We start from the raw sequence: 16,288 nt of genomic DNA, 5'->3' as shown, positions 1-16,288 counted from the left end.
CGGTCAGCCGCCGGGGGCGACCACGTGGATCTCGAAGCCGTCCCCGGCGACGACCTGTCCGGCGCGGATCTTGCAGGTCTTGCGGAGCTCGACCTGCCCGTCGACCGTGACGTTGCCCTCGGCGATGAAGTGCTTGGCCTGGCCGCCCGTGTCGGTCACGGCGCAGTACTTCAGCAGGTCGCACAACGGGATGTAGTCGGTTTCCAGCTCAAAGGTCTCGTCCACGCCCGTGAGTCTAGATGCCGCGCATCCTCAGGACATGCAGGGCCAGGGTCAGGTTCAGCCGCAGATGGGCGTCCTCGGTGAAGTCGCCGAGCATCCGCTCCAGCTTGCCGATCCGGTAGCGCAGGGTGTTGTAGTGGAAGTGCAGCCGCCTGGCCGTCTCCGCGACGTTGAGGTTGGTCTCCAGCAGCACCTGCAGGGTCCTGCGCAGATCGCCGTTGTCCGCGTCGGTGTCGGAGGCGAGCGGGCCGAGGGTCTCACGGACGAAGGCGTGCAGTTCCTCGGTGTCGCTGACCAGGGAGAGCAGCCGGTAGACCCCCAGCTGGTCGAAGTGGGCGACCGCGCCGGGGCCGTGGAGCTGGCGGCCGACCCTGGCGGCCTTCACGGCCTGGCCGTACGCCTCCGGCAGGACCTCGATCCCGGCGGCCGTACGGCTCGCGCCGGTCGAGAAGGTCGCGGGCAGGCACTCGGCGAACGCGGCGACGGCGTCCCTGGCCAGGCGGGTGGTGTCCACGGCGGCGTCCACGACCGCGACGACCTCGTGGGAGAAGCCCGCGACCGCGCCGTGCCCGTCGTGGCGGCGCATCGCGCTGGTCCAGCAGGTGACCAGCCTGTCCTGGGCGACGCGTTCGTCGCCGTCCGGGTCGAGTTCGGCGACCAGGACGGTCACCGGGCGCCGCAGATCCCAGCCGAAGGCCTTGGCCCGCGCGGCGACCCGTTCGGCGCTGCCCGCCCTGCCGGTGAGCACGTCGCGCAGGAAGTCGGCGCGGTACTTGCTCTCGACGGCGTTCACCGCCTCCTGCCTGGTGATCACGAGCGCGGCCACGGTGGCCGCGCGCTCCAGGATGCCGATGTCGTTCTCCCCCGGCCTCGGCGGGGCGCAGGCGACGATCCGCCCGTGGTGGTGGCCGCCCGCGACGACGGGGACGAAAAGGTGTTCCCCCCGGTCCCGCGCTCCGGACGCGCGCAGCCCCGCCACCTGCTCGGCGGGGCCCGCCGCGGCCAGCATCTGCCCCGCCCCGTCCAGTACGGCGACTGCGGCGCCGAGCAGCCCGGCCACCTCCTCGGTCACCTCGCCCAGCCCGCCGCCCGCGAGCACGACCTGGACCAGCGCCCGATGCGCCTCCTCCGCCCTGGCCAGCGCCGCGGCCTGCCGGTTGAGGATATCGGTGAGGACCTGGTTGAGGATGTCGTCGAAGCCGACGTCCTCGGGAAGCTGGATGAGCGGGAACCCGAGCCGGTCGGCCTGTTCGACCATCTCCTCGGGCAGCCGGTCCAGATAGCGGCCGAGTTTGATGCCCAGCGCGGCCAGGCCGCGTTCGTCCAGGTCGCTGACCAGCCGGTCGAGTGACTGCGGGGTGTTGCGCAGCGGGTAGCCGGTGGTGAGCAGCAACTCGTTCGGCTTCACCCAGGCGAGGATGTCGGGAACCTCCATGACGTTGAGCCGCTGCACGATCCTGCCGAGGCCGCGTCCTCCGGCCAGCAGCCTGGCCCCGGCGAGTGTCGAGACGCCCAGTACCTCGCCTACGGCCACGCCGTGGGTGATGGTTCCGGTGCTCGCCAGCCGTACAGGAGGTTCCATGACGTGATTGTCACCGATAAGGCCGTCTGTCAGGAAGAACCAACCTTTGGGGTTTCTGTTGGCACCTTTCTCCGTACGGCGAGCTCGCCGGGCGTTCTACCGTCGGCTCAGTGGAACGGGGGCGTCCTGGCCGGTCACAGCCGCGCGGCACGGTGACGGCACGACCGCGACACAGCACGGCACAGCACGGCACGGTGAAAGGCAGGCGAGGGGGCTCATGACCGTCGGAGCGCGTCCGAGGGCCCGGCGGGGCCGGGGCGTCCAGCCAGGACATGTACGGGCGCACGCGACGGGCGCGGCCAGCACGGCCCTGCGCGCGCTGCTGGAGTCGCCCCGCCGCCCCGCGCGGGTGCTCGCGGCCTTCCCCGCCGGGATCTACCTTGAGGTCCGCACGGAGCTGGAGCCCCACGTGGTCGCGGTGCTCTCCGGGGACGCGGTCCGGCTGCCCAACGCGATGGTGATCAACGGCCCGATGCCCCGGGTCTCCGTGGGCGAGGAGGCGTGGGTCGGTGACGGTTCCATCGAGCTCGGCGGCCTCGGCCTGCGGGCGCACCGCTGGTGGGACGCGGCGCCGCCGCTCGGCCCCGTCGAGCCCGCGCTGCTGGCCTCCTGGCTGCCGGTGCTGTCCGGACTGTGCGAGCGTTCGCCGAGACGCCCCGGCCTCCAGGGCAACGACGCCGCCGTACGGCTCGCGCTCGGGTGCGCCGAGGGTTCGCTGCTGCGCGGCGTCACGGCCGCCGAGCAGCTCGTGGGTCTCGGCCCCGGCCTCACCCCGAGCGGAGACGACATGATCGCCGGGCTGCTGGTCGCGCTGCGCCATCTCGGCACCGCCTCGGGCGTCGGCCGGGCCGTGTGGCTGGCCGACTGGCTGGCCGCGGCGGTCACCTTCGAGGCCCGTGAGCGGACGACGCCCATCTCCGCGGCGCTGCTGCACTGCGCCGCCAGGGGTGAGGCGTGCGGGGAGGTGCTGGCCGTACTGCGGGGCCTGGCCGGACGGCAGGCGCTCGAACCCGCGCTGCACCGGCTGTTCCAGATCGGCCACACCTCGGGAGCCGACCTTGCGTGGGGGGTGCGCGCCGGTCTCGCCGCGGTGGCCGGGCTTGCGGGAGCGGGCCGTTGAGCGCCGACCTGGTCCGGGTGCGCCCCGGGGTCTACCACGACTCGGTGAGCCTCATGCGGGTCAGCGGGGCCCTGTCGGCGCTGCCCGGGATCGAGGTGGCGGTGGTGGCGATGGCCACCGAACTGAACCTCGGCCTCGCCGCCGGGCTGGGTTTCGCGCTGCCCGAGGCGGGACAGGGCGACCTGCTGGTCGCGCTGCGCGGCGCGGGCCCAGAGGACCTGGAGACGGCGCGGGCCGAGCTGGACCGGCTGCTCGCGGGCCTCACCGCGCGAACCGTTCAGGAGGGCGGCGGGGAACGGCCCGCGCGCACCGTGCGCTCGGCGGCGCTGCGCGGGGCCGGTGGAGGCGGCGAGGGTGCTGCCACGCTGGCGCTGGTCTCGGTGCCGGGGCCCTACGCGTTCGCCGAGGCGATGGACGCGATCGAGGCCGGCCTCTCGGTGATGATCTTCAGCGACAACGTCCCCGTCGAGCAGGAGGTGCTGCTCAAGAGGCGCGCGGCCGAGCTGGGCCCGCTGGTCATGGGGCCTGACTGCGGCACCGCGGTGATCTGCGGCGCGGGTCTCGGTTTCGCGAACGTGCTGCGGCCCGGTCCCGTCGGCGTCGTCGCCGCCTCGGGGACGGGCGCCCAGCAGGTGACCTGCCTGCTGGACCTGGCCGGTGTCGGGGTCAGCCACGTGCTCGGCGTCGGCGGCAGGGACCTGTCCGCCGAGGTCGCCGGGCTGTCCACGCTGCGCGCCCTGGCGGCGCTCGACGCCGATCCCGCCACCGAGCTGATCGTGCTGGTCTCCAAACCGCCCGCCCCCGAGACCGGCCTGACCGTACGGCGGGCCGCGAGGGCGCTGTCCACCCCGGTGGTGACGGCACTGCTCGGTTCCGGCGGCGACTCCGGCGACCTGACCCGGGCGGCGGAGGCCGTACTGCGGGCCCTGGGCGTCCCGGTCCCGGTGTGGCCCTCATGGCCCGCGCCCGTGAGCCCGCGGGCGGGCCCCGCCGGGACGCTGCGCGGCGTCTACTCGGGGGGCACGCTGTGCGCGGAGGCCAGGACGGTCGCCGGGACCGGGGAGTTCACCGACTTCGGTGACGACGCCTACACCCGGGGCAGGGCGCACCCGATGATCGATCCCTCCCTGCGCCTTGAGGCCCTCGCACGGGTGCCTCCAGGGGACGTCGTGCTGCTCGACGTGGTCCTCGGACACGCCGCCGACCCCGATCCGGCCACCGGGCTCGCCTCCGGGATCGCCTCGGCCGTGGCCCGGGGCGTGCCGGTCGTGGTGGCGCTGGTCGGCTCGCGCGACGACCCGCAGGGGTTGACCGCCCAGGCGGAGGCGCTGCGGTCGGCTGGCGCCTCGGTCTTCGTCTCCAACGCCCACGCGGCCGGGTACGCGGCGGCCCTCCTGGCGGGTGCGCGGTGACTCCGGCGACTCCGGCTTTGCTGCCCGCCCTCTACGGGGAACCCAGGGTGGTCACGGCCGGAGCCGAGGTGTTCGGAGAGGCGCTGGACGCGCAGGCCGTACCGAGGAGGGCCGTCGACTGGCGCCCGCCGCTACCGGGCACCGGGGACGACGTCGCACGGGTGCTGGCCGACCCCCGCAGGTCCCGCGCGAACGAGACGGCGCTCGGCCGCATGACGTCGGCCAGGCCTCACCTCGTCGGGGTACGGCGGGCGGGTGAGGCCCTCGGCCTGCCTCCGGGCACGTTCCTGCACGCGGGCCCGCCGATCTGCTGGGAACGCGCCTCGGGACCGCTGCGCGGCGCGCTCACCGGGGCGGTGCTGCTCGAAGGGCTGGCCGGGGACGCCGAGGAGGCGCTGCGGCTGCTCGAACAGGGACATGTCCGCCTTGAGCCCTGCCACGGGCGGGGCGCGGTCGGGCCGATGGCGGGCGTGGTCAGCCCGTCCATGTGGATGTTCGAGGTGCGTGACGCGGAGAACGGCGGCACCGCCTACTGCTCGCTCAACGAGGGCCTGGGCAGGGTGCTGCGCTACGGCGCCTACGACGACGGGGTGCTGCGGCGGCTGCGCTGGATGGGCGAGGTGCTCGGCCCCGCGCTGCGCGAGACGCTGCGGGCGGCCGGACCGCTCGACCTCGGAACGCTGATGGCGCAGGCCCTGCAGATGGGCGATGAACTGCACAACCGCAACCGCGCCGCCACCTCGCTGCTGGTACGGGAGCTGGCCTGCGGCCTGGTCGAGACGGCTCCCCTGCACGCGGCCGAGGTGCTGCGCTTCGTCGGCGGCAACGACCACTTCTTCCTCAACGCGGCCATGGCGGCGTGCAAGGTGAGCGCGGACGCCGCCAGGGACGTCCCCGGCTCCAGCCTCGTCGTGGCGATGGCCCGCAACGGCACCGACTTCGGCGTGCAGGTCTCCGGACTCGGCGAGCGCTGGTTCACCGGCCCCGCCGCCGTACCCGACGGCCTCTACCTCGGCGCGTACGGCCCGCGGGACGCCAACCCCGACATCGGTGACTCCACGATCACCGAGACGGCGGGCCTGGGCGGCTTCGCGATGGCGGCGGCCCCGGCGATCGTCCGGTTCGTCGGCGGGGAGGTGGCCGCCGCGACGGAGGCGACCCTCTCCATGTACGAGATCACCCTCGCCGAACACCCGGTCTACCGGATCCCCGGGCTCGGTTTCCGCGGCACCCCGGTCGGCGTGGACGTGACGCTGGTCGCCAGGACCGGCCTGCTGCCGGTCGTCAACACCGGCATCGCGGGCAGGGTCGCGGGCACGGGACAGGTCGGCGCGGGCCTGGTGACCCCACCGGTCTCGGCCTTCGCCTCCGCGCTGGCCGCGCTCGCCGAGGTCGCCGAGGTCGCCGTCACCGGCGGGCCGCCGACTTCCGTTGCCTGACGCGATCCCGATATCGTGTCCAACCTTGCGCATAGGGTTGGTTGCGGGGACGAGGCAGGACGACCGATCGTCTGCCGGGAGTGCCCCCCATGGGTTCGGAGGGCGACACCATCGGCACGACCGAGGCGGAGGCGCAGGGCAGGCTGGTCGGCAGGCGTTACCGCCTGATCTCACCGGTCGGCCGGGGCGGTATGGGTGTGGTGTGGCACGCGCACGACGTGCTGCTCGACCGTGACGTGGCGGTCAAGGAGTTGATCCTTCCGCCCGGTCTGGACGAGGAGGGCATGCACGCCGCGCACCGGCGCATGCTGCGCGAGGCGCGCTCGGCCGCCCGGCTCAGCCACCCGGGGATCATCACGGTCCACGACGTGGTCGAGGAGGACGGCCGTCCCTGGATCGTGATGGAGCTGGTCCGCGCCTGGTCCCTTGAGCAGGCCGTACGGCGCAACGGTCCGCTGCCGGTCGTGCAGGCCGCCGAGATCGCCGTCCGGGTGCTCGACGCGCTGCGGCACGCGCACGGCGCCGGGGTGCTGCACCGCGACATCAAGCCGGGCAACGTGCTGCTCACCTCGGACCGGGTGGTGCTCACCGACTTCGGCATCGCCGCGATAGAGGGCGACGTCTCGGTCACCCAGACGGGCCTGCTGATGGGCTCGCCCGCCTACATCCCGCCGGAGCGCCTGTCCGGCAAGCCGATCACCCAGGCCGCCGACCTGTGGTCCTTCGGCGCGACGCTGTACACGGCGGTCGAGGGGCGGCCGCCGTACGAGGGGCCGGACGCGGTGGCCGTGCTCGGCGCGATCCTCACCCAGGAGCCCAACCGGCCGCAACGGGCCGGGGCGCTGATCGCCGTCATCGAGGGTCTGCTCCGCAAGGACCCGGCGGACAGGATGACCGCCACGCAGGTCTCCGAGCTGCTGGGCCGGGTGCTGCGCAGCCACGGTTCCGTGACCCACGACCAGCTGCCCGCCGTGCCGCCCGCGCCCGAGGTCCTCACCCCGGTACGGCCCGCGCCCCCGCAGCCCGCGCAGTTCTCACAGTTCTCACAGACCTCGTTCACTCAGTCCGCGCCCGCCCAGCCTCCGGGACCGACGGGGCCGACGGGGCCGACGGGGCCGACGGGGCCACTGCCTTCGCGGATCATCGAGACCCCCTCCGGGCCCGTCCGGGTGCCCTACGACGCGCCCGGGCTCGCCTCCGGGGTCCCGGCCGTCCACCCCGACGGCCACCCCACCGCCCGCCCCGACGGCCAGGAGACGGGGCACGGCCGCGGGTACGACGCGTTACGCAGCCCGGCCTCCGGTCTCGGGCGTGGTTCCTTCGTCGACCTTCCCGAGGCTCCTCCCGCCTCGGCGCGGCGTTCGGCGCGCGGGCGTGACGAGGAGGACACCCTGGCCGGGACACGGCTTCCCGCGGCGGGCGGCCGCAGGAGCGCGCGGCGCAGGGCCGTGAACGAGGGTCCCTGGATGCGCGGGGGCCGTCCGGCTCCCCTGCTGATCGCGGTCTGCGCGGTCACGGCGCTGGCCGCGGTCGCCGCCGTGCTGTTCCTGCTGTTCTTCCCCGGTTCGGCCACCCCGCAGGCGGCTCCCGCCCCGGCCGCCTCGGCTCCCTCGGCCCCCTCGTCGGCCGCGCCTTCTCCGTCCCGGGCCGAGATCCCCGGCGGTTACCGGACGCTGGGCGCCGGGGGCGTCTCGGCGGCTCTGCCCGGGGGCTGGACGGTGCGTGAGGCCGACGGGGTCGTGACCTTCCACGGGCCGAGGAACAGCGGGCAGAGCGTCGTCGTCTCCCAGACCGCGGTGACCGACCCGGTCGCGGCGCTCGACGGGATCACCAAGGACGACCTGGACGAGTACACCGAGGTCGGGGTCGAGACGGTGCCGTACGGCTCATGGCGGGCGGCCGACTGGGAGTACACCTACGTCAAGTCTCCCGGGGCCGTCCCCATGCATGGTTTGACACGCTATGTCGCGGTGGACGGGCAGAACGCCTACCTGATCTCGTTCACCGCCCAGGATCTCGACTGGGACCGGGGCACCCAGGCACGGCGGGTCTTCTTCTCGACGTTCCAGCCCAACGCCTGAGCGGATCCCACCATCCCGCCCGATAAAGCGTTATAAGTGATGACAAAATCCATTTGTGACCGCAACCCCCACAAATAGCGCCATTTCCTATAAAGAAACACGGAAAACAGCCACGGTGCAGCGGCGAACGCTCGTCGTACTGTCCACCGCGCAGATCGCCAGCGGGATCGGCACCGCCGTCGGCTTCTCCCTGAGCTCCCTGGTCGTCGCACAGCTGTCGGGCTCGGAGACGATCAGCGGGCTCGCCGGGACCGCGACCGTCCTCGGCGCCGCCCTGCTCGCGCTGCCGACCGCCAGGACCTCCGGCAGGGGCGGACGGCGGGCCGGGCTGGCCCTCGCCTACGGCTGCGCCCTGGTGGGATGCGTGATCACCATCGCGGCCATCACCGTGCGGTCGTGGCCGCTGCTGCTCGGCGGCCTCGTGCTGTTCGGCAGCGCCAGCGCGGGCAGCCTGGCCTCCCGCTACTCGGCGACCGACCTGTCCCCGCCCGGGCACACCGCCCGGCACCTGGCGTGGGTGGTGTGGGCCGCGACGATCGGCTCCGTCGCCGGCCCCAACCTGGCCGAACCCGTGGAACGCCTCGGCCGCTCCCTCGGCCTGGCACCGGACACCGGCCCCTTCGTGCTCTCCCTGATCGCCTTCGCCGTCGCCCTGGTCGTCATCCTGGCCGGTCTGCGCCCCGACCCGTTGCTCCTGGCCCGCTCCCTGGCCCCCGCGGAGAACCCGGCGGCCCCGGAAACGGGAGGCCCCAAGCGGGGCGGCACACCGCGCACCGCCTGGCGGGCCCTTCGCCGGGAGCCAAGCGCCTCCCGGGCGCTGGCCGCGATCGCGGTGAGCCACACGGCGATGGTGTCGATCATGTCCATGACGCCGGTCCACCTGGGCCACGGCGGCGCGGACTACTCGGTCATCGGCATCGTGCTCAGCCTGCACATCGCGGGCATGTACATCCTGTCCCCGGTGGTCGGCTGGCTGGCCGACCGGATCGGCCGGGTCAGAGTGCTCGTGCTCGGCATGGGGTTCCTGCTGGCCGCCGCGGTCCTGGCGGGCGGGGCCGGACCCCACGACGTCGCCCGGGTGGCGGCAGGGCTCACGCTGCTCGGCCTCGGCTGGTCCTGCGGGCTGATCTCCGGCTCCGCGATGCTCAGCGAGGCCGTACGGCTCGAAGACCGCCCCGCCGTACAGGGCGTTTCGGACCTGCTGATGAACGTCTGCGGCGCGGTGGGCGCGGCGCTCGCCGGAGTGGTCGTCGGCACCCTGTCCTACGGGGTGCTCGGTACGGCCGTCGCGGTCATGGTGACCGTCACCGGCGCCTGGCTGGCCCTGCGGCCCGTTCACTTGGCGTCGGCGTAGCAGCGCACGGCGACGGCGTGCATCGGGAAACGCACCGGCGTGTCCCCGAACAGCAGCCCGGTCGCCTCCTCCGCGGCCCTGCCGACCGCCTCGACCACCTCCTGGCCCAGCTCGGCGGGACAGTGCACCATCACCTCGTCGTGCTGGAAGAACACCAGCGCCGCCGGAGGGGGCAGCAGGCCGCGCAGGACGGCCATGAACGCCAGCGCCCACTCCGCCGCGGTCGCCTGGACCACGAAGTTGCGGGTGAAACGTCCCCAGTCACGCGCCGCCCTGGCCCCCTCCGGCCCCGAGACCAGCTCCCGCCAGCGCGCCGAGGGCGGCGGCGAGGTACGGCCCAGCCAGGAACGGACCAGCCTGCCCTCCTCCCCCGCCCTGGCGGCGTCCTCGACGAACCGGTAGGCCCTGGGGAAGCGCTGGCGCATCACCGCCAGCAGCTTGGGCGCGTCGCCGCTGGTCCCGCCGTACATCGCCGACAGCAGGGCGATCTTGGCGTGGTCGCGTTCACCGCCGAACGCCCGGGCCAGCGCCTGGTAGAGGTCGATCTGCCCGGCCGCGGCCGCCAGGCCCCGGTCGCCCGCCATCGCGGCCAGCACCCGGGGCTCCAGCTGGGCGGCGTCGGCGACGACCAGCGTCCAGCCCTCGTCGGCGACCACGACCCTGCGCATCACCTTGGGGATCTGCAACGCCCCTCCGCCGTTGGTCGCCCAGCGCCCCGAGACCACCCCGGCCACGACGTACTCGGGCCTGAAGCGGTTCTCGCGCACCCACTGGTCGGCCCAGGTCCAGCCGTGGAAGCTGTGGATTCTGGCCAGTTCCTTGTAGGCGAGCAGGGGCGCGACCCCGGGATGGTCGACCTCCTTGATCTCCCGCGCCCTGGTCGAGGTCACCGACAGACCGGCGGACTTGAACGCCTTGACGATCTGCTGCGGGGAGTCGGGGTTGAACGGGCCGCCGAAGGCCCGCGCGACCTCGTCGGCCAGAGCCTGGAGCCTGGCCGGGCGCATGCCGTGCACGGGACGCGGCCCCAGCAGGCCGGTCAGCAGCTCGTCGTGCGCGTCACGACGCCACGGCATGCCCTCGTGGGCCATCTCGGCCGCGACCAGCGCCCCCGCCGACTCCGCGGCGACCAGCAGCCGGAACCGTCCCGGCTCGGGAAGGGCCTCGATCCGCCTGAGCTGGTCGGCGTGGACCTCGGCCACCAGATCCGCGTCCGGCGGGGGCGCCTCCTCGTCGAACAACGTCGCCTGCCTGGCCTGCGGCCCGGGGTGCTCCTCGGGCACCGGCAGGCCGTGCAGCCTGGCGTGCGCGGCCCGCGCCGAACGAGGCTCGCCGTGGCGCCCCTCGTAGCCCAGCAGCAGCCCCTCGGTGAGGGCCAGGTCGTGACAGCGCCCCAGCCTCACCCCCTCGCGCAACAGCGCGGGGTAGACCTCCCGCGTGTCGGCCCAGACCCAGCGGGGCGTCGCCGTCCCCGCCCCCGTCTCAAGCTCCCGTACGGCCGCCGCCAGATCGGCGACCGTACGGGACCCCTGCCCGTCGGGGCGCAGCACCCCCGAGGTGCCGGGCCCCGCGGCGACTGCCACGTTCATCCGGCCAGCCTGTCACGCGGGACCGACACTTCCGGCCAGGCGCTTCCCGTCAGGTGAGCGGGATCTCGACCTCGTCCTCAAGCGGCGGCTCCATCTCCTGCGGCAGGCAGCCGGTCGCGGCGAAGCAGCGGATCCGCAGACTGGCCGGGGTCACGGACACGTGCAGGAAGCTTTTGAAGAACGGCGGGGTGTCCCAGTCGGACAGCTCCGACAGGTAGCGGTGGAAGGTCTTGCCGACGGGCAGCCGCAACGGCATGGGCCAGCCGCCCAGGATCCGCGCCGCCCAGCGCATCCTGCGCGTGATGGGGACCGGCCCGATGTCCCTCGGCGGGGTGTTGCCGATCTGCCGCGACATCAGCGCCAGCCCCTCCTCCGGGGTGAGGTAGAGCCAGCGCATGCGCAGCCGTTCGCTGTAGAGCTTGCTGTAGAACGACAGCGAGTCGCCGCGCAGCGGGTAGCACCGGTAGTCGTCCTCGTTCACCCCGCCGACGGTGATCCTGGGGGTGGTGTGGGTGGCGTGCATGAAGGCCCCGGAACCGCCCGCCACGATGTACTGGATCGTCCGGTCGCCGACCCTGACCGGAAAGCGCTGGTAGTTGTGCACGTCACCGCCGATGGCCGCGACGTAGTTGTTGGCCGGGTCGGTGACGACGTCGTCGATCGTCCCGCCGCCCTCGATCCTGGACGGCTTGTAGTCGTTGCGGACGTAGATCGGCTTGCCGGTGATCAGGACCTTGGGCCGCGGGTCCCGGGAGACCTCGCGCAGCCAGCGCCCCTGCTCCCGGTCCAGGTCGCCGTGGATGCCGGTGTCGACGCCGACGATCAGCAGGCTCGGCGTCTCCATCGCCCAGTACGGCCCCGGCTGCGCGGGCTGGGCCGTACGCTGCTCGGGGCGGGCCCTGAGTTTGCGCGCGCCGGTCAGGCGGACCTCGTCGATCGCCTCCGGCTCCCGCCACAGCGTGCCGCGCACCCCCGAGGGCGACATCCTGAACCCGCGCCGCCGCTCCTGTTCGAGCGCGGGCGCTTCACAGAACACCCGCATGAAGCCGCCGAGCCCGTCGTACCAGTCGTGGTTGCCGGGGACCGCGTAGATCGGCGCCCGGTAGTCCTGGTAGGGGCGGAAGAACTTGTCCTCGTACTCGTCGCCCGCCCCCGCCGGATAGATCACGTCGCTGGCGATGACCGCGAAGGCCGTGTCCGCCCCGATCTTGAGCATGCCGGGGACGACGGCGTACTGCGACAGGTCCCCCTCCCCGGTGTCCCCGAGGAGGAGGAAGGAGAACTCGGGCCCGACGTCCATCGGGACGCGGAGGGAGGGGTCGACCCCCCGTTCGAGCTGCGCGGCGACCCAGCGCGCCCTGGCCTGCCCCGAGGGGTCGCCGAACAGACCGGCGAGCACCTGGTTCCTCGACTTCCACAGCACGCGCGGGCTGAGCCAGCTGAAGGTCTTCCTGTCGGGCACCAGGGCCCTGAAGGTGCCCATCTGGGCGCAGGACCAGCCCGCGCCCTCCTCGGAGACCCGCGAGGAGACCTCACGCCCGCGCCTGGCGGCCCGCCCGACATCGACCATGGTCATATCTTGGCGTTGATCTTACGGAGACGCATCCGTTTCGTGGCGAAACCGCCCATCACGACGACCCGACTCCTTTACGTTGTAGATCAAGAGTCGGGGATCAGCGCCCCGGGGTTGAGAATCCCCTCCGGGTCGAGCCGCTCCTTGATCCCGCGCAGGATCTCCCCGCCCAGCTCGCCGATCTCCACCGCGTAGGCCTCCCGGTGGTCGCGTCCCACCCCGTGGTGGTGCGAGATCGTGCCGCCCTCCGCCACGATCACCTCGCTCACCACGCGCTTGGCCCGCTCCCACTGCGCCACCGGGTCCTCCTCCTGCGCCGTGACGACCGTGAAGTAGAGCGAGGCGCCCGTGGCGTACACGTGGGAGATGTGGCACATCACCAGCGGCGCGCCGAGCGAGGCGGTCAGCGCCGTGCGCACCGCCTCGTAGAGCCCGGGCAGAACGGCCCAGAAGCCCGCCGTCTCCAGCGTCTCCACGGTCGCCCCCTCCGCCAGCAACGCGTCCCGCAGGTACGGCGCCGCGTAGCGGCCACGCGCCCACGCCTGTCCCGGCTCGGTTCCCAGGCAGGTTCCGCCGAGTTCGGACAGCACCGCGGCGGCCCGCTCCCGCGTCTCCCCGGCCTCCGGCGGCCCGCCCTCGTAGCCCGCGACGACCAGGCAGCCCGCCCCGGCCGCCGGTTCGCCGATCTCCTCCGGTTTGGCCAGCCCGATCATCGTCTCGGTCTCGTCGGAGAGCCTGAGCACGGTCGGCAGCGGCCCGTCCTGGGCCAGCCGCCGCAGTGCCACGGCGCCCTCGGAGAAGGAGGCGAAGCGCCATCCCTCGTAGTGGCGTTCCGTGGGCGCGCGCCGTACCCGGAGCCGGAGCGAGGTGATCACGCCGAAGACGCCCTCCGAGCCGAGGATCACCTGGCGCAGGTCGGGGCCCGCCGCCGATCTGGGCGCGCGGCCGAGGTCGAGGGTGCCGCGCGGGGTCGCGACCGTCATGCCGGCCACCATGTCGCCGAACCCGCCGTAGCCCGCGGAGGCCTGGCCGCTCGACCTCGCCGCGGCGAAACCGCCGAGTGTGGCGTACTCGAACGACTGGGGGAAGTGCCCAAGGGTGAGCCCGCGCTCGCCCAGAAGCCGTTCGGCCTCGGCCCCCCGCAGCCCCGGCCCCAGCTCGGCGACCATCGACTCGGTGTCGAGGGAGACGAGCCGGTCGAGCCTGCCCACGTCCAGCGCGACGACCCCGGCGAAGCCGTGCCCGTCGGCGCTCAGACCGCCGACGACCGAGGTGCCCCCGCCGAACGGGACGACCGCGACCCGGTGGTCCGAGCACACCCGCAGCACCCGGAGCACCTCATCGTGGGAGCCGGGCAGCACCACGGCGTCCGGCGCCCGCGAGGCGTCCCCGGCGCGCAGGCGGATCAGGTCGGGGGTCGACTTGCCCCGGGTGTGCCGGATCCGGCTCTCGTCGTCGGAGCGGACATGCTCGGCGCCGACGGCCGCGCACAGCTCGTCGAGGACGGACGGCGCGAGCACGGCCTCGGGCGGCCTCACCTCTTCGAGCCCGACGGCGGGGGTGCTCGGCGCGCGCACCCCCAGCAGGTCGCGCAGCAGCGACCGTACGGCCTCGGGCAGCTCGACGGCCCCGGCGGGGTCGCCCCATCCGGACCAGAGCATGGGCTCGGCGGTTTCCTTGGGAGTGTCCACCTCTACACTGTGACATATGGCGTCCATTCGTCACAATGACCCCGTAGAGGGCGGAACATCCGCCGACCCGGTGCTCGACGCGGCCAGGGAGGTGGTGCTCGCCGTCGGCGTCAGACGGACCACGCTCACCGACGTGGCCCGCAGGGCCGGGCTGTCCCGCATGACGATCTACCGGCGCTGGCCCGACGTGCACGCCCTGGTCGCCGACCTGATGACCCGCGAGTGGCTGCGCGTCGCGGGCCGCTTCGCCACCGAGGACCCGGTGACCGCCGCGGTCGCGACCGTCGGCGCGCTGCGCGGCCACCCGCTCTGGCGCAAGATCGTCGAGGTGGACCCCGAACTGCTCCTGCCGTACCTGCTGTGGCGCAGGGGCGCCAGCCACGAGGTGATGCTCTCGCTGGTCGGCTCGGCCATCGCCACGGGCCAGGAGCGGGGCACCGTACGGCCCGGCGACCCGGCGCGGCTGGCCGGGACGGTCGTGCTCACCGCCCAGTCGTTCCTGCTGTCCGGCCCCGTGCTGCTGGCCCCGCTCACCGAGGACGCCCTCGACGCCGAGCTGACCGAACTCCTGGAAAGGTATCTGCGGCCGTGAACTCCTCCCTCAACGCGGCGCGGCGGGCCCGCGAACTGGCCGGACTACCCGGCCTCGTGGTCGACGTGCTGGTCGTCGGACTCGGCGTCACCGGGACGGGCGCCGCGCTCGACGCGGCCTCGCGGGGCCTGTCCGTCGCGGCGATCGACGCGGGCGACCTGGCCTCCGGCACCTCGCGGTGGAGTTCGAAGATGGTCCACGGCGGCCTGCGCTACCTGGCCAGGGGGCAGGTCGGGGTGGCGCGGGAGAGCGCCGTCGAACGCGGCGTCCTGCTCACCCGCACCGCTCCCCACCTGGTACGGGCGCAGCCGTACCTGCTGCCGCTCACCCCGGCCGTCTCCCGGGGCCGGGCGGCGACGGTGATGACCGGCTACCGGCTCGGCGACGGGCTGCGGATCGCCGCGCGCACGCCCAGGCGCCTGCTGCCCGGCCCCTCCAGGATCTCCGCGAGGACGGCGCTGCGCCTGGTGCCCGGCCTGGAGTCCCGGGGTCTGCGCGGCGCGCTGCTGTCCTGGGACGGGCGGCTGACCGACGACGCCAGGCTCGTCGTCGCGCTGGCCAGGACGGCCGCCGCGCACGGGGCCAGGATCCTGACCCGGTGCCGGGCCCTCGAACTGACGGGGGACGGAGCACTGGTCCGCGACGAGCTGACCGGTCAGGTCCTGACGGTCCGGGCCAGGGCGGTCGTCAACGCGACCGGCGTCTGGGCGGGCACACTGGTCCCCGAGGTCCGGATGCGGCCCTCACGCGGCAGCCATCTGGTGCTGCGTCCCGAGACCCTGCCGGGCCTGTCCGCCGGGCTGCACGTACCCATCCCGGGCGAGGCCAACCGGTTCGTCCTGGTGCTTCCCCAGGCCGACGGCAGGATTCACGTGGGGCTCACCGACGAGCCGGTCGAAGGCCCGGTGCCGGACGTGCCCTCGGTCCCGGAGGAGGACGTGACGTTCCTGCTCGGCGTGCTCAACTCGGTGCTCGGAACGGCGATCGGCAGGCGGGAGGTGGCCGGGGCCTACGCCGGGCTGCGCCCGCTGCTCGACGCCGAGGGACGCACCGCGGACCTGTCGAGGAGGCACGCGCTCTCGGTCTCCCGCGACGGGGTCGTGACGATCGCCGGGGGCAAGCTGACCACCTACCGGCGGATGGCGCAGGACGCGGTCGACCTGGCGGTACGGCTGCGTGACCTGCCGGCGGGCGGCAGCCGTACGGACCGCCTGCCCCTGGTCGGCGCGACCGGGGACAGCGGGACACCCGGACGGCTGGCCGAGCGTTACGGGAGTGAGGCGGCGGCGGTACAGGCACTGACACGGGAGGACCCGGCACTGGCCGAACCGCTGCCGACCGGGGTGACCCGGGCCGAGCTGGTCTGGGCCGTCAGGCACGAAGGTGCCCTCGACGTCGACGACCTGCTCGACCGCCGCACCCGTATCGGGCTGGTCGCCGAGGACAGGGCCGTGGCCCTGCCCGCGGCGCGGGCGGCGCTCGACCGTTGAACGGCGGCGCCGTATGACGACTTCCGTGCGCCCACGCGGGGGTCACCTGGGATCACGGAAAGACCACGGAAAAGATCACAGAAGAACGGAGAAGAGGTTGGGGGAGACTCGGGGCGACGGGCCCCTCCCGGCGAACCTGGAGC

12 protein-coding genes are annotated in these 16,288 nt (G+C 73.7%); 7 read left to right on the top strand and 5 right to left on the bottom strand.

The window, feature by feature from the left end:
• Positions 1-3: 3 nt before the first annotated feature.
• Together ACFYY8_RS15715 and ACFYY8_RS15710 are read right to left on the bottom strand one after the other, a co-directional pair.
• Positions 4-225 carry an RNA-binding S4 domain-containing protein gene (locus ACFYY8_RS15715; RefSeq protein ID WP_390041192.1) on the bottom strand — a complete coding sequence of 74 codons (222 nt, stop codon included), beginning with the start codon at positions 223-225 and terminating at the stop codon, positions 4-6.
• A gap of 10 nt (positions 226-235) precedes the next feature.
• The gene (locus ACFYY8_RS15710) at positions 236-1,804 is read right to left on the bottom strand and encodes a PucR family transcriptional regulator (protein ID WP_390041190.1); all 1,569 of its coding nucleotides are present in this window, start codon (positions 1,802-1,804) and stop codon (positions 236-238) included.
• A gap of 217 nt (positions 1,805-2,021) precedes the next feature.
• On the opposite strand from ACFYY8_RS15710, the gene ACFYY8_RS15705 reads away from it, so the two are divergent.
• The 5 genes from ACFYY8_RS15705 (at position 2,022) to ACFYY8_RS15685 (ending at position 9,210) form a co-directional block, all read left to right on the top strand.
• Positions 2,022-2,924, top strand: coding sequence for a DUF2877 domain-containing protein (locus ACFYY8_RS15705; protein ID WP_390041189.1), 903 nt, complete (start codon positions 2,022-2,024; stop codon positions 2,922-2,924).
• A complete protein-coding gene (locus ACFYY8_RS15700; protein WP_390041187.1) occupies positions 2,921-4,336 on the top strand; it encodes an FdrA family protein in 1,416 nt (471 codons plus the stop codon). Before ACFYY8_RS15705 ends, ACFYY8_RS15700 begins: the two co-directional genes overlap by 4 nt.
• Positions 4,333-5,775 (top strand): DUF1116 domain-containing protein, encoded by a 1,443-nt coding sequence (locus ACFYY8_RS15695; protein WP_390041185.1) that lies wholly within the window; start codon positions 4,333-4,335, stop codon positions 5,773-5,775. The genes ACFYY8_RS15700 and ACFYY8_RS15695 overlap by 4 nt, the downstream gene beginning before the upstream one ends.
• 89 nt (positions 5,776-5,864) lie before the next feature.
• Positions 5,865-7,856 carry a serine/threonine-protein kinase gene (locus ACFYY8_RS15690; protein ID WP_390041183.1) on the top strand — a complete coding sequence of 664 codons (1,992 nt, stop codon included), beginning with the start codon at positions 5,865-5,867 and terminating at the stop codon, positions 7,854-7,856.
• Positions 7,857-7,971: 115 nt separating this feature from the next.
• Positions 7,972-9,210, top strand: coding sequence for an MFS transporter (locus ACFYY8_RS15685; protein WP_390041181.1), 1,239 nt, complete (start codon positions 7,972-7,974; stop codon positions 9,208-9,210).
• On the opposite strand, the gene ACFYY8_RS15680 is transcribed toward ACFYY8_RS15685, so the two are convergent.
• The 3 genes from ACFYY8_RS15680 to ACFYY8_RS15670 all read right to left on the bottom strand — a co-directional run bounded on the left by ACFYY8_RS15680 (position 9,192) and on the right by ACFYY8_RS15670 (position 14,033).
• Positions 9,192-10,799, bottom strand: coding sequence for a bifunctional 3'-5' exonuclease/DNA polymerase (locus ACFYY8_RS15680; RefSeq protein ID WP_390041179.1), 1,608 nt, complete (start codon positions 10,797-10,799; stop codon positions 9,192-9,194). The genes ACFYY8_RS15685 and ACFYY8_RS15680 overlap by 19 nt on opposite strands.
• Before the next feature lie 49 nt (positions 10,800-10,848).
• A complete protein-coding gene (locus ACFYY8_RS15675) occupies positions 10,849-12,369 on the bottom strand; it encodes a metallophosphoesterase family protein (protein ID WP_390041177.1) in 1,521 nt (506 codons plus the stop codon).
• Between the two features lie 89 nt (positions 12,370-12,458).
• A complete protein-coding gene (locus ACFYY8_RS15670; RefSeq protein WP_390041646.1) occupies positions 12,459-14,033 on the bottom strand; it encodes an FAD-binding oxidoreductase in 1,575 nt (524 codons plus the stop codon).
• A gap of 46 nt (positions 14,034-14,079) precedes the next feature.
• On the opposite strand from ACFYY8_RS15670, the gene ACFYY8_RS15665 reads away from it, so the two are divergent.
• Complete coding sequence (locus tag ACFYY8_RS15665) at positions 14,080-14,655, top strand: TetR/AcrR family transcriptional regulator (protein WP_390041175.1); 576 nt, start codon at positions 14,080-14,082, stop codon at positions 14,653-14,655.
• Complete coding sequence (locus tag ACFYY8_RS15660; protein ID WP_390041173.1) at positions 14,652-16,145, top strand: glycerol-3-phosphate dehydrogenase/oxidase; 1,494 nt, start codon at positions 14,652-14,654, stop codon at positions 16,143-16,145. The genes ACFYY8_RS15665 and ACFYY8_RS15660 overlap by 4 nt, the downstream gene beginning before the upstream one ends.
• Positions 16,146-16,288 lie beyond the last annotated feature (143 nt).

The organism is Streptosporangium sp. NPDC001559 (assembly GCF_042893955.1).
Classification (GTDB): domain Bacteria; phylum Actinomycetota; class Actinomycetes; order Streptosporangiales; family Streptosporangiaceae; genus Streptosporangium.
The sequence above is the reverse complement of the archived record's forward strand: the minus strand, read 5'-3'. Positions and strand labels throughout refer to the sequence as shown.